General features: G+C 52.0%; 13 protein-coding genes. 5 read left to right on the forward strand and 8 right to left on the reverse strand.

What is annotated here, in order from left to right; all coding sequences use genetic code 11:
* From DWV57_RS13780 to DWV57_RS13800, 5 genes are all read right to left on the reverse strand, one after another.
* On the reverse strand, positions 1–1,205 hold a 1,205-nt coding region (locus DWV57_RS13780; protein WP_133303654.1), incomplete at its 3' end, for a site-specific integrase.
* Positions 1,206–1,220: 15 nt separating this feature from the next.
* On the reverse strand, positions 1,221–1,514 hold the full coding sequence (locus DWV57_RS13785) for a helix-turn-helix domain-containing protein (protein ID WP_118529274.1): 294 nt from the start codon (positions 1,512–1,514) through the stop codon (positions 1,221–1,223).
* Positions 1,515–1,538: 24 nt separating this feature from the next.
* Positions 1,539–2,513 (reverse strand): MobV family relaxase, encoded by a 975-nt coding sequence (mobV, locus tag DWV57_RS13790; RefSeq protein ID WP_118529265.1) that lies wholly within the window; start codon positions 2,511–2,513, stop codon positions 1,539–1,541.
* A 190-nt stretch (positions 2,514–2,703) separates the two neighbouring features.
* The gene (locus DWV57_RS13795) at positions 2,704–4,020 is read right to left on the reverse strand and encodes a phage/plasmid primase, P4 family (RefSeq protein WP_120021079.1); all 1,317 of its coding nucleotides are present in this window, start codon (positions 4,018–4,020) and stop codon (positions 2,704–2,706) included.
* Between the two features lie 73 nt (positions 4,021–4,093).
* Positions 4,094–4,696 carry a CHC2 zinc finger domain-containing protein gene (locus tag DWV57_RS13800; RefSeq protein WP_243112367.1) on the reverse strand — a complete coding sequence of 201 codons (603 nt, stop codon included), beginning with the start codon at positions 4,694–4,696 and terminating at the stop codon, positions 4,094–4,096.
* A gap of 452 nt (positions 4,697–5,148) precedes the next feature.
* Between DWV57_RS13800 and DWV57_RS13805 the strand changes: the two genes are divergently transcribed.
* The 5 genes from DWV57_RS13805 to DWV57_RS13820 all read left to right on the forward strand — a co-directional run bounded on the left by DWV57_RS13805 (position 5,149) and on the right by DWV57_RS13820 (position 9,812).
* Positions 5,149–5,964, forward strand: coding sequence for a helix-turn-helix transcriptional regulator (locus DWV57_RS13805; protein WP_117535565.1), 816 nt, complete (start codon positions 5,149–5,151; stop codon positions 5,962–5,964).
* Positions 5,965–6,515: 551 nt separating this feature from the next.
* Positions 6,516–6,953, forward strand: a complete 438-nt coding sequence (locus tag DWV57_RS13810; protein WP_120021080.1) for a hypothetical protein — start codon at positions 6,516–6,518, stop codon at positions 6,951–6,953.
* 156 nt (positions 6,954–7,109) lie between these two features.
* Positions 7,110–7,424: a hypothetical protein gene (locus tag DWV57_RS14360; RefSeq protein ID WP_133303655.1), complete on the forward strand. Its 315-nt coding sequence runs from the start codon at positions 7,110–7,112 to the stop codon at positions 7,422–7,424.
* Between the two features lie 53 nt (positions 7,425–7,477).
* On the forward strand, positions 7,478–8,149 hold the full coding sequence (locus tag DWV57_RS13815) for a hypothetical protein (protein ID WP_133303656.1): 672 nt from the start codon (positions 7,478–7,480) through the stop codon (positions 8,147–8,149).
* Positions 8,150–8,165: 16 nt separating this feature from the next.
* Positions 8,166–9,812, forward strand: coding sequence for an RNA-binding domain-containing protein (locus DWV57_RS13820; RefSeq protein WP_120021082.1), 1,647 nt, complete (start codon positions 8,166–8,168; stop codon positions 9,810–9,812).
* A gap of 164 nt (positions 9,813–9,976) precedes the next feature.
* Here the strand turns inward: DWV57_RS13820 and DWV57_RS13825 are convergent, their stop codons facing one another.
* The 3 genes from DWV57_RS13825 to DWV57_RS13840 form a co-directional block, all read right to left on the reverse strand.
* Complete coding sequence (locus DWV57_RS13825; protein ID WP_120021083.1) at positions 9,977–10,225, reverse strand: DUF6061 family protein; 249 nt, start codon at positions 10,223–10,225, stop codon at positions 9,977–9,979.
* Positions 10,226–10,677: 452 nt separating this feature from the next.
* Positions 10,678–12,387 (reverse strand): recombinase family protein, encoded by a 1,710-nt coding sequence (locus tag DWV57_RS13835; RefSeq protein WP_120021084.1) that lies wholly within the window; start codon positions 12,385–12,387, stop codon positions 10,678–10,680.
* A gap of 98 nt (positions 12,388–12,485) precedes the next feature.
* Positions 12,486–12,740, reverse strand: a complete 255-nt coding sequence (locus DWV57_RS13840) for a hypothetical protein (protein ID WP_243112368.1) — start codon at positions 12,738–12,740, stop codon at positions 12,486–12,488.
* Positions 12,741–13,070 lie beyond the last annotated feature (330 nt).

Here is a 13,070-nt window from a genome sequence, read left to right on the forward strand (position 1 = left end):
TGCTGGATATGAGCGTAGGTGTTCACCAGCATATCCGCACTGGCGTGTCCTGTGGTCCCCTGCACCGCCTTGATGTCACCGCCGGAGATCATCAACTGGTAGGTGGCACTGGAGTGACGCAGCCCATGAAAGACGATGCGTGGGAACTCTGGGTGTGCATCCTGCCATTTCAGAAACTTCTTGCGGATGAGCACCGGCTCCACCGCCAGACCGTTGGGCAGCCGCAGCAGCATCCCGCTGTTGCGGTACCGCTCCGGGTCGAGGGCTTCTTCCCGTTTCAGGCGTTCCAGCCACTGTTTCAGCTCCTCCCGCAGGGCGGCGGTCATAAAGATGGTGCGGCAGGAGGCTTCGGTCTTGGTGTCCTTCAGGATAAGGGAGGTCTTGCTGCCCTCCAGCTTGTCCGGGAAGATGCGGAGGATGCAGCCCTTGTCCACCTGCGCCAGCGTGTCCTTCTGCACCCGCTGCATGGAACGGTTGACGGTGAAGGTGCCCATGCCGTTGGCAGCATCAAAGTCGATGTCCTCAGGGGTCAGACCGGCAACCTCACCCTCTTGGAGTGCACCCACCAGTGTCAGGTGCACTGCCAGATGCAGGATGGGGTCCTCCATGCTGTCCAACGCTGCCCGCATCTCCTCCACCTCCCAGATGCTGCGCTCTTGGGTGGTCTTTTTGGGCGCTTCCACCGGGACAGGGCTTTTGATGAGGATGCCCCACTCCACCGCCAGCAGAAAGGAGTTGTGCAGAAGCTGGTGGACCTCATGAAGGGTAGTGCCGGAAAGGGTGCGCTTTTGTTGCTTGGGCGAGAGGTCTCGCCGCTTGCCGCCCACATACTGCCCGCAGGGGGTCTTGCTCAGGGTGTCGTACAGGGCTTCGATGTGGTAGGGCCGCAGCTTCTGCATCTGCATCTCCCCGATATAGGGGATGATGAGGTTCTGGATGAGCGCCAGATTGGACTGGTAGGTCTTGGGTGCCCACTTGTGCTTGCTGCACTGCTTGGGCAGCCAGTCCATCAGGAACTCTGCCACCGTCACCGTGGACGGGATCAGGAAGTTGCCGGTCGCCAGCTCATGCTCGATCTGCTTCTGGCGTTTCACCGCCTCCTCTTTGGTGGGAAAGCTTTCCCATTTGTCGCAGCTCTTGCCGTGCTCGTCCTGATAGGTGTAGCGGACACTGTAAGAACTGCCGCGTTTCGTGATATATGCCATAGATTTGCCTCCTTATCAAGCTGCCCGGTAGAGCCACGCATCGAAGCTGTCTTTCGGGATGCGGATGCTTCCGCCTGCCCGCAGGACACGGAACTCGGTGGTGCTGTTGCACAGGTTGTAGGCGGCACGCTGGCTGATGGCCAGCATCTGCGCGACTTCCTTCACCGTGTACACCAGCTTAGTGGTCTCAGGGCTGTTGGTCGGAGACTTGACGGCATTGGTTCGAGTGACCACCTCCATTGTAGCCGGATTCGAGTCCGACTGCAAGAACTTTTTCGTATAATCCAATGGTTTCACATTCTCGTACATTTTATTACACATAGGCATTGCTCCTTACTTATCATGGCGCACCACAGGCTCCTGCGTGCGGTTCTCATAAAATCTGATGACTTCCGGCGGGATGCTGTCTAACGTTTTCAGGGCGGCTTCATAGTCCTGCCGCAGCTTGGCATCCTCCAGACGCTTCAAGACGCTCCCTTCCTTCGCTTTATCCAGCGAGGCAGAGAGCGTCTTATTTTTCTCTTTCAGCTTTTCGTTTTCGGCGGCAGTCTTGGTGAAGGCCACGTTGTACTTTCGCAGCTGGCCCTTCATCCGTGCCACGTTGGGGATATAGCTGTCCAGCACCTTGCTGATCTCCGCCGCACGGCTCTTGCCGTTGAAGGGATTGATACCCACCAGCAGGGCATCCAACTGCTCCTTCTGCTTGGTCAGTTGAGTCATCTCCTTGAAGATGCGGGGCGGGATGTGCTCCCGCCCGGTCTGGCTGGCACTTTCGCCCCGTTCCAGCTCCGGGTACTGCTTGACCATGTGCTGCCAGAACTCGTCCTGCCACTTCACAAGGTTCTTGCGGTTGCCGATGATCTCTTTGGCGCTCAGCCGCCCGTCAGCGGTCAAGGGCACAAAACAGAGGTGCAGGTGGGGCGTTTTCTCATCCATGTGGACAACGGCAGAGAGAAAGGTATCCGGGTGCTGTCTGCCCTCCAAAAATTTCAGGGCGTACGCAAAGTACGCCTTGACTTCGCTGTGCGTCTTGCCTTTGAAAAACTCCGGGCTGGCGGTGACGAGTGCTTCCACCACTCGCACGCTGTCCTTGCGGACACGGCAGTGGGCGGCGGCTATCATGCGGTCGGCTTCTTCCCGGTACCTGCCCTGTGGCTGCACCAGATGGAGGTTGTAGCGGCTCCGGTTCGTGTCGATATCCGGGTTGCTGGCGTACTGCTCTTTGGTGCGCTCGTTGTGGGCTTCGATGGGGCTGATGGCAGGCCCCTTGTACTTTTTGAACCTTAAAATGCCGTATTGGGCTTTCATAGATCACGCTCCTTCTTGGGGTGTACAAAAAATCTGTACGGACTTCAAATAACCCGTACGGTCTGTACGGTGTACGGAAATCTAAAATAAAAACGATAACACGTTTAAATATGCTCCAATTTGCCGTACAGGTGCGTACAAGTACAGACCGTACAGGTTGTACGAACTTCTTCCGTAAAAAATGCACTTTTTACGGACAGGGGTGGACAAGCGGTTCGATGCCCACGAATCCTCGCACCCTGCGGCCACCGGGCAGATAGATGTTGTTGGTGGCTTCAAGGTTATAGCGGCGGTCATTCTGGCGCAGTTCCGCGCTGAAACGGATGGCCGATACGCTGTGGCAGGCGTTGTCCTCGCACCACTGCTTATAAATGTCGTAGAACTCCTTGGAGCTGATGGAGTAGTCCGCCTTGAAGCGGAAGTAGCCCTCGGACTCCATGAAGTCAATGACATTGTTGCTGCTGCGCTTGATGGTGTCCACGTTGGCGGCGGCTCGTTCGCTGACCGTGAAGCGGAAATCGTTCTGCACCAGCCGGTGCAGCCCTTCCAGACACCACAGCAGAATACCCTCCAACTCGGCGCACATCTTCTCCACAAGGAAGGGGTCATCCGTGCGGTCGGCAGGCTTGTCCTTGGTGGTCAGGATGAGCTGGCGGCGAAAGAAACCGTCCGAATGGTCATACAGCGAGGTCAGCGCGCCGTTGCCGAAGCAGAGGAACCGGGCGTAGATGTCCCGCTGGTAGCTCTGGACACCCTTGCGCTCCAAGTCCAGCTTGGCTTCGGCGGTCACGATGGTCTTGATATAATTCGTCTTGGGCAGGGCGTTCATGTCCATATCATCGTCGATCATCAGCAGGCGGCGTTCCAGATCGGCGCGGGCAAAACGGTTATTCTCCACTTTCTGGACGCTGCCATTGCTGGCGGCATCCCCCATGAGCCGGTTCAGCACCAGCCCGATTCTGGATTTGCCTTCGCCGCCCTTGCCGACAATGAGCATCATCTTCTGTCCCTTGGTGCTGGGGATCAGGCAGTAGCCCAGATATTCCTGCAAGGTGGGGATGTCGGCATCGTCCAGCAGCTCGTGCAGAAAGGTCAGCCAGCGGTCAGGGCTGGCGGCTTTGGGGTCATACCTCACAGGCAGGCGGTTCTGGCAGAACAGGCGGATCTCCTGAAAAGAGCCGTCCGGCAGATGGTACACGCCGTTCTGGAGGTGGATGCAGTCCTGTTCGATGGGAAAGGGGTCGGAAAAGGCCAGCAGCTTGATGGTCTCCAGAATGTTGGTGACCTTTTTGGACAGGCCGGAGGTGACGTATTCCTCGATGTTCTCCAAGATGCGCTGCTTGATCTCGCTTTCGTCCTCTACCGGGCCGTCCAGCGTGTACAGCGTTCCGTTGACGCATTTCAGCGGCCACTGTTCCAGAAAGGCGCGGCCAAACTGGACTTCATCGATCTTCTTGCCGTTGTACCAGTCCGGCCATAAAGGGTTGCGGGAAATGTTTTTCTTCATGTGGTGGTTCTCCTTTAGAAAAGTGAAGTGGTGGGTCTCACGGTGAGACCCACCACTTCGGGTGAATAAATTATTAGGCGCACTTTGCCAGAGCAAGGCGGTCGGTGCGCTCCTCCAGCATCAGCAGGTACGACCCGGACAGCAGCTGTGCGGCGGCAGCGGCCTTCTGCTGGGGCGTCCCAAAAGCAACGCAGTTCGTCAGGTGCTCGATGGTCTCGGTCGTGTGGAGGGCTTCTTCAAACCGTGGGTCATGCGGCTCCTCCGGGGTGGCGGGCTTGTAGCGCTCCTGCCAGTCGTGCAGCAGGTCAAGATAATCGGTCAGCACCCGCAGGCAGTAGGCGATGTCTGCCCACTGCTCGTCCGTCAGGCCACGCTTGGGCGGCGGCAGGGCGATGGCATTGGCGGGCGGCTTGTCCGGGTCAAGCCCGAAGTCATTTACGAGCTTCTCGGCGGCTTGCCGGGGGTTCAAATCTAACAGCTTGGCGGTGAGGTCGATGGCATCGCCGTTGGCTCCACAGCCAAAGCAATAATAATAGGTGTCGTTCAGCTTCATGCTGGGGTCGCTGTCGGAATGGAACGGACAGCACACCATGCCATGGCGGTCGGGCTCCATGCCGTACATCTCTCCCACTTGCCGAACGGTGATGGCGGACTTGATCTTTTGATATAAGCTCAAAATTTCTCCTTTGGTCAAAGGTTTTGGCACGGACCGTTTTGATCCCTGCCACGTTCAAAGTCACCGGGATTCCCCCAATGGGAACTTCGGTGAAGCCGGTCTCCCTTGCTGCCTCCCGACAGGAAATCTTTTTGGACTCTGTGTCGGCCCTATGCAGGGCGCTCGCTCCCCCCGATGGGAGGTCTTGGCGGTCTGGGCAGTTCGGACGGTCATTCTTTTCTCAAGGTCCTGGTATGAAAGATATTTCAGAGGGCTTTCGCGGGAAGCCCTTAATATGTTCGCTGCTGGGGAGTTAATATGTTTTCTTTCTGTCTATAGGATAGCACCGCAATGGCCGCTGTGCCGTATATCCATAATGTCGGAAAACAGGTGCAGAAACTGCAAAATTCCACGCTTATGGACAGGAACCGCCGGAAGTGGTATACTGTGCAAAAAACATCGGAGGTGCGACCATGAACATCAAGCTGACACTGGGAGAACGGCTCAAAGACCTGCGTGTGGAGCGGAATCTGAAGTTGGAAACGCTGGCAGAGCAGACGGGTCTGTCCAAATCGGCACTGTCGAAATACGAGAGCGACGACGTGACCGATCTCAGCATTTATGCAGTGACAACGCTGGCTGAGTTTTATGGTGTGACCACGGATTATCTGCTGGGTGTGACGGAAAACAAAAAGCGCCCAGATGCAGTCCTTTCGGACTTGCATCTGAGCGATGGCGCAGTGGACGTATTAAGGAATGGAAAATTCAATCATCGGCTGCTGTGCGAGCTGATCGTGCATGAGAATTTCCAGCGGTTCATGACCGATCTGGAGATCTATGTGGATGGATATGTCAGCGCAAACATTCAAAACCTCAATGCCGGTCTGGAAGCAACACGGCAAATGCTGAAAAAGAAGTATGCAGCAGATGAAAATGATTTGTACATGAGCACCTTGAAGCTGGGGCAGATCGATGAAGATGAGTACTTTGGCCGGGTCTTGTATGATGAACTGGTGGCTATCCTGAAGAACATCAAGACGGAACACCGCAAGGACAAGACCACTTCGGATGGTGCGATGGTCGATAACTTGATGAAGGAACTGGAGGATGCACAGAAACTTGAAGGGTCTGCGGATGAAAAGAAGATCCGAACGGCATTGAAGGCAATCGGCATCAACTACGATAAGCTGACAGAGGATGAAAGAAAGCTGATAAAGAAGATCCTTTATAAAACGGCAATGCTGAAACCGGGGACACTAGCGGGAAACCGGGGCAAGCACAGACGTTGATTATTTACCTTGCGGCTTATAGGGGAAAAACGCTGCTGCGGCAGGACGGGAGAACGTACACCATTGGTTCCTCTGAAAGCCTGCGCTGGGTGGGCAGAGACCGTCAACTGCCACGCCCATCCGCGCATCCTTCTGCCGCAGAACAGGTGCTTGCCGGAGCCTTTCGCAGCCCCTTTTCCGCATCAGCCGGAACCAAGGTGTAACACACTAGACTTTGCAAGCAAAGTCGTGTGCCAAAGGGGTGCTGCGGCCCCTTTGGAAACCCAAGAGAAACGCCCATCAACTGCGCTGCTCGTCCTCGGCCAGTGCGCTGATCCGCTTGCCCATGGCCTTGACCAGCGGAACGACAAGCGCATTCACCATGGTGAAATAGCGCAGTCGTTTGTGCATTTGAGATGCGCTTGGCATATCCGAGGAACGGATGGAGAGAATCGGGATAGAAACAATCACTCAATCGACCAAGTTTCTTGCAAAATCAAAAAGACGACTACAAAGGGGTTGTATTCTGTGTTATAATTGCTTTACAGCGTTGAAAAGGAGGAATCTATAAAATGAAAATTCTAGGAGTGCTTCTTGCGTTTGTCGGTTTTGCGCTTGGAATATATGAAATAATCAATACGCTTAGAGGAAAAGAAAATAAAAGGATATTGTGTGACGTAGCGATAGCATATCTTGGCTACGGTGTGTGCTATTCAGTGTCTCAAAAAGATTTGGGGTATCTTGGTGTTGCATTTTTATTTGGGTTGATTTTTTATGCAATAAGAGTTATGTGCGTTCTCTTGAGGATGGCTGCTAAGCGTGAAAAACGCAGTCTTAAGAATGATTTGATAGTGCTGGCTGTTCTGTTGGTAGGTTTTATTGCCGGAATGATGCTTCCATATGATAAGGAAGAAGAAGCTAAAAGAACTGCAGAATCAGTCGCTAGTGTGATGGAAAAAGCGGCACTTCCGCTTGCAGGCCTTGATTATACACTGGATGATGTGAATTGACTAGAACAGACCGATGATTGGGCTGCTGGTAGCCGATACAATGCACAGATTAACGGAAAGATATATATTCAGATAGCCACGATTGGTGATGAAATCTATTCTATTAAGGATACAAAAAATGGAGCAACGGATGATTTTCTTTACAAGAACGAAGACTTGAAGCCTGACGCTGGAAATGTACCTGATGGCTCTATTCTGTTGACTGATGGTGAACTGGGTGATTACGGAAAAGAAGCGACCACTAAGAGTGGCTATAAATATGTTCGGTACACAGTTCCCGCTGGAAATTATACAGTCGAAAACAAAGCAAAGCAGTCTGCCGTTTTTGTTGTGTCCGATTCCAACTCCGATGATGTAAGTGCATCCCTTCAATTATCAAGCAATGGTGAAAAGGCAAGACTGACGGTCAAGGATGGTTACCACATTGAATTGTCCATGTATGCACAGATTCTTTTGACACCTGAACAATGAGGAAGATACGAGTGATTTATTGAGAGCACGATCAGAGTGATGGAGTGATTGTTTTGGGCAAAAAACATAGTGAATGTTATGGAAGTATGAACTATGATGAAAAAGAAAGATTGATGATAACCCATTACTTCGGTTTGCTTGCGGAGAATAATTTTACAGAATACGATATATTGGGATTCCTGATGGTACTTCGACGAGAATTGGATAAAGAAAAATATAAATATATCCATGATTTCTCAAACTTGATTGCACATAGAAACAGGAACAAAGGCGTTGCAATGGATGCAATCAAAGGAGCTATCGACAACAACTATGAGTTTATAGCTGGAACAAGAAAAATTAAAGGCTATCATGGTATTCCGTATGACAAATGGGTGTCTGAGTGGAAAAATCTCGCTACCGACTTTTCTAAACAGCTTTCTGATGAAACTATTCACGATATTACAATCTGTGTGTTTTCGCTTGCCCAAAACACCATATACAGTAAAACATGGACAAAAGAGGGCATAACCAAGCGCTATAGCGGAAAAATGGATCTTTTTGGCTCAAAAGACCGCGAACTTATGCTTGGCACTGCAGAAAATGAACACAGTCTTTCTATATGGTTTGCGTCAACTTCTAATAAAAAGTTGGAGAACTTAAAGCCGATAAACGCAACGGTAGAAACCTTTAGAAAAGATGGTGTTTTGCATTTGGGAACGATAGAGGGAGCTATAATTTTTTAAGAAAGGAGGCCCCACCATGACCGAACAAGCACTCCGCAAAATGATTGCTGCCGGGGAAAGCACCCGGCAGGAGTTTAAGTCGTGGGTGAAGTGCAAGGACTACCGGCAGCGGAAAGAGCTTGCGGTGAAAAGTGCGGTTGCGCTGGCAAATACAAAGGGCGGCGTTCTGCTGTTTGGCGTGGAAGATGACGGCACAATTACGGGCTGCCCTAAAAGCGACCCGCAGGCACTGATGGAAGCCATCTACGATATGACCCGGCCCAGCCTGTTTACCGAAATCGAGCCGGTGGAAACCTCTGACGGTGTGGTGCTGGTGGTATCGGTGGAGAAATCCAACTCTCATGTTGCCACCACCGGCGGCATCTATTACAGGCGGCTGGGGAACGTGACAAAGCCCGACTACCCGGCAAACGATGTGTACTCCCCTGCCGATAACCCGGATTTTTCGGCAAAGATCGTGGAGGGGGCATCCGAAAGCGACATTGACCTGCTGGAAGTGTACCGCCTGAAAGAGAAGCTGCGGATTCGGGATGCAGGCTCTGCCCTGCCGGACTTGGCAGATACCACCTTTCTGGACAACCTGAACCTGATCCGCATGGACAAGGACGAAGTGCGTGTGACGGTGGCAGGGCTTCTGTTTGTGGGCAAGGCGACCTCCCTTGCGCGGCTGCTGCCGCAGGCAGAGGTGATCTACCTCCATTACAGCGACGAAGCACAGACGGAGTACGACAACCGCATGGATATGCAGGAGCCGGTGATCTCGATTCTGGATAAGCTGACCGAGCGCATCCGCACCTATAACCGCCTGACCAATGTGCAGGTGGGGCTGTTCCGGCTGGAGGGGTACGATTTCTCCGAAGCGGTTTTTCAGGAGGCGTTGCTGAATGCGCTGGCGCACCGCTCCTATGAGGATATGGCACCGATCTATGTCAAGCACTACCCCACGAAGATCGTGATTGAGAACCCCGGCGGCTTTCCGGGGGACATCAACGAAAGCAACATCATCGCCCCCCAGTCCATTCCCCGGAACAAGCTGATTGCCATGACCCTTCAGCATCTGAAGTATGTGCAGCGTTCCGGGCAGGGTGTGGACATTATGTTCCAGAGTATGCTCACCGAGGGCAAGCCCTACCCTGAGTATGCCAGCACGCCCAACTCTGTCCGGCTGACCCTTCGCAGCACGATGGAGAACCAGAGCTTCGTGCGTTTCATCGCAGAGACGCAGGATAAGCGGTCCAAGATGTTCACGCTGTCGGAGCTGATGATTCTGCACTATCTGCGGGAGCACCAGAAAATCACCCTGAAACAGGCGGCAAAGACGATTCAGGAAACCGATGACAATGCCCACAAGGTTCTGAACGCTCTCCGGGACGAGGGGCTTCTGGAACTCAACGGCAAGTCCTATATGCTGTCCCTCAAGGTTTACGAAACGGTGAAAACCGATGTGGCCTATGTGCAGGATAAGACGGTCAGCCAGATTCAGGCAAAGGATCGGATTCTTGAATATCTGAAGCATAAGCCGTCGATTACGAATCAGAAAGCACAAGAACTGTGTGGGTTTAACAAGAATCAAACCTATTATATCCTGCACCAGATGTGCAAGGACGGCATCTTGCAGCCTGATGGCGTAGGCCGAGGAACGAAGTACAAAAGCGTGAAGTGAAAATTTACGCTGACTTTTACGCTGAAAGTTTGATTTGCGCTGAAAATACGCTGACTTTCCGGGATTTACGCTGAAAATACGCTGACTTGGCATGGTTTGCGCTGAATTTACGCTGAGAAACGCGCGCCGCGCGATTAGCGATTTTGCCGCGCGGTTTCTGCGGCTCAGTCCTCCAGCCTGCCATGGTCACAGCCAAGCGACAGATAACGCCCCATCTCCCCTCTCAGCACCATCTGTGCATACTCCAAGGGCTTGTTCCATAACAGCCAGTCCAGTTCCGCTCGCTGTGCCGGGGTGTTGCCGTACTCATCCTCGACGGCGATGCAGTCGATGGCAAGAGTGGTTCCATCCTCGAACCGGGCTTCCACCCGGTTGGTGTCCATGTTGTAGCGGCAGGAAAGCAGTTTGTTCATGGTGAACCTCATTTCTATGTAAACGGTGTCTGTTCGGATGTCCTAAACCCTGCCAAAGAACCGGTGTATGATGTAAGATTGTTGTTTGGATAAAACTGGAAGATTTTGCACAATAAATACCGTTGAAATCCAGCTTTTGGGGCTGTGCGAAACAGCCTGTTTTGCCGGGCTGATTTTGGCGCTGCACACTTTTGCACATTTTCTGCACATCGCAAGGATGGATAACAGGTGCAAAGACGTGCAAGCAATGCAAAGGATGCAATAGAAGAACAACGGTAAAATAACGGCAATTCGATTAAAACGACGATTTAACGTTGAATGGTGAAATGGATAAAATGTGCCATTCGGTTCCTACGAATCAGTAGGCCGGGGGTTCGAGTCCCTTCCATCGCACCATGACGAATGTTCTTACAGCATTTAGCTGTCAAAGAACATTCGTCATTTTTTATTTGCTAAATAGCGACATCGCAGGGGGCGTAGTTCACAACTACGCCTTTTCTTGTATTCACCGACACATCAGGTGTCGGCAAAGGAGGTGCGCTTGGAATCTCGATGGTGCCCACGCAGTTGCAGTGAATGCGGAGCCGCTGCTCCCATACACCGTTGACCTTTTCTGCATTGAACTCTTCGATTTTTTCCACCAGTTCATTCAGCATCCGGGGTGTCAGCTTTTTTGCTCTGGTGTACTTGCGAACCAGACTGATAAACATATCCGTTGTCATGGTACGGCTGCTCTGCTTTTCGATTTCGGAGCGGAGCTGTTTGATTTTTTCGGTCAGTTCCTTTTGTTCGTCCTCATATCTCCGGGACATTCTGGAAAAGCGCTCGTCAGAGATTTTGCCGGAAACATTGTCCTCATAGATGCGCTCAAAGAGGCCGTCCAGTTCTTCATCACGGGCAAGGAGTGTTTTCAACTCTTTCTCTTTCAGCTTGCGGTCGGCTTCGTCCGCAAGCTGGGAGTGCCCGATAACAGCTTTCAGGAAGTCGTCCTCATAGAGGCTGGCAAACTTGGTGAGCCGCCGAATTTCGCCCAGCACCACTTCTTCCAGAAAGTCTACACGGATGTAATGGGTGGATTGGCAGGTGCCACGGTTGCCCTTGTAGTTGGAGCAGTTGAAATACTTGATTTCCGGGTTGCCCTGATTGAAGTGGAAGTGCAGATTGCAGCCGCAGTCTGCGCAGACAAGTAAGCCAGAGAACATATTGTGTTCTCCGTTGCTGGTACAGCGTTTGCGCATTTTTCCGCGCTTCTGCTGCACCTGTTCAAACACGGCACGTTCAATAATGGGTTCGTGAACATCTTGGAACACTACCCAATTTTCCGGGTCGTTATGAATCCGCTTTTTGTTCTTGTAGGACTTGGAGTAGGTTTTGAAGTTCAGAATATCCCCGCAATACTCCTGCTGATACAGAAGATGGGTAATCGTGGAGCCGTTCCACTTGGTTGCAGGGCGCGTTTTGGTTTTTCCGGGACGGCCGATGCCTTTCTGAATCCAGTAGGCCTGCGGTGTCAGGATACCTTCCTTTTCAAACTGGGTGGCAATCTGTTCCGTACCAAAGCCCTCCAACGTCATATCAAAAATGCGCCGGACAACTTGTGCAGCTTCTTCATCAATGACCCAATGCTTGGGATTGTTCGGGTCCTTGATATACCCATAGGGAGGAAGTCCCATCGGTTCGCCGGAGTTGCCTTTGATTTTATTACTGATACGGCGTTTCTTGCTGATGTCGCGGGCATACCACTCATTGAACAGGTTTCGGATGGGTGCCAGTTCGTTTTCTCCCTCGGCCGTGTCGATGTTGTCCGAAACTGCAACAAGTCGGATGTCATGGTCCGGGAAAAATTCTTCTGTCAGCCGCCCGACCTCGATATAGTTTCGGCCCAGACGGGAAAGGTCTTTGACGAACACAGCAGAGGCTTTTCCTTGTTCAAGCTGCTGCATCATTTCAACGAAACCGGGACGGTTCATGGTCACGCCGGAAATGCCATCATCCAGAAAGTGAACCAGATTGGTATAGCCTTTTTCCTTTGCAACTTTGGTGAGCAGCTTCTTTTGGTTGCCGATGCTGTAACTCTCGCCCTCCAAATTATCATCACGGGAAAGACGCTCATAGAGAAAAGCGGTTGCTTCACGGGATTTCTTGTTACTCGACTGTTTCATACTCGCTCCTTTCTTGGGACAGTCGAATAGCAAATTCACTTGTACACCTATATTATAACACAATCCGCTTTCTCTGTCCGCTGCCTCCCGAAAGGTCATTATAATTTTTCGCTTTCGGATTTCATCAGCCGGAGAAGAACTTCTCCTAAGGTTTGGGAGCTTTCTTCTTTGAATACCGGCTCAATGATAAAGGATCGATTGCCAATACGATAAGTCGAATCCAAAGTAAGTACCTCTGGATTTTTTGTTTTTTCAGTGTTTGTCTTTTTCGCTTGCATCGTAAAATCCCCTTTCTTAAAAATCAAAAAATGAGCCAACGGACGGCTGCTGGCAGCAGCCCACGGGAATCTCACCCCTGCATTCCTCATGCAGCCCTACTCATTGCCTGCGACGCTCTGAACGCTCGGACTTTGACGGTAAGGGAGTATCAGCCTGTCGGTATGTCATGGCCCGCAAGCAGCCGCGCTTGCATTGCGGCGTGGTGGTGATCGCTCCACTTTTCAGAGAAAAGCATCGTGGCGCACCCGCCGTCCGGCTCGATACAGACAGAAACGTATCCGTTTGCCCTATGATGCACCGCCATTGTCCTGTGGGCATATTTTTCAAGGTGCTGTCCCGAAACGTGGAAAGGGTCAAACCGTTTCGGCTCTGGTCACAATAGAGGAAATAAGTTTGATTTCCAG

Source organism: Faecalibacterium sp. AF10-46, from assembly GCF_003604105.1.
In the GTDB taxonomy this organism is placed as follows: domain Bacteria; phylum Bacillota; class Clostridia; order Oscillospirales; family Ruminococcaceae; genus Faecalibacterium; species Faecalibacterium taiwanense.

What these genes read in the sequence shown, in the direction of transcription:
- mobV (WP_118529265.1), bottom strand. Translation starts at nt 2,513, where the DNA reads ATGAAAGCCCAATACGGCATTTTAAGGTTCAAAAAGTACAAGGGGCCT.
- DWV57_RS13785 (WP_118529274.1), bottom strand. Translation starts at nt 1,514, where the DNA reads ATGTACGAGAATGTGAAACCATTGGATTATACGAAAAAGTTCTTGCAG.
- DWV57_RS13825 (WP_120021083.1), bottom strand. Translation starts at nt 10,225, where the DNA reads ATGAACAAACTGCTTTCCTGCCGCTACAACATGGACACCAACCGGGTG.
- DWV57_RS13805 (WP_117535565.1), top strand. Translation starts at nt 5,149, where the DNA reads ATGAACATCAAGCTGACACTGGGAGAACGGCTCAAAGACCTGCGTGTG.
- DWV57_RS13835 (WP_120021084.1), bottom strand. Translation starts at nt 12,387, where the DNA reads ATGAAACAGTCGAGTAACAAGAAATCCCGTGAAGCAACCGCTTTTCTC.
- DWV57_RS13820 (WP_120021082.1), top strand. Translation starts at nt 8,166, where the DNA reads ATGACCGAACAAGCACTCCGCAAAATGATTGCTGCCGGGGAAAGCACC.
- DWV57_RS13810 (WP_120021080.1), top strand. Translation starts at nt 6,516, where the DNA reads ATGAAAATTCTAGGAGTGCTTCTTGCGTTTGTCGGTTTTGCGCTTGGA.
- DWV57_RS13795 (WP_120021079.1), bottom strand. Translation starts at nt 4,020, where the DNA reads ATGAAGAAAAACATTTCCCGCAACCCTTTATGGCCGGACTGGTACAAC.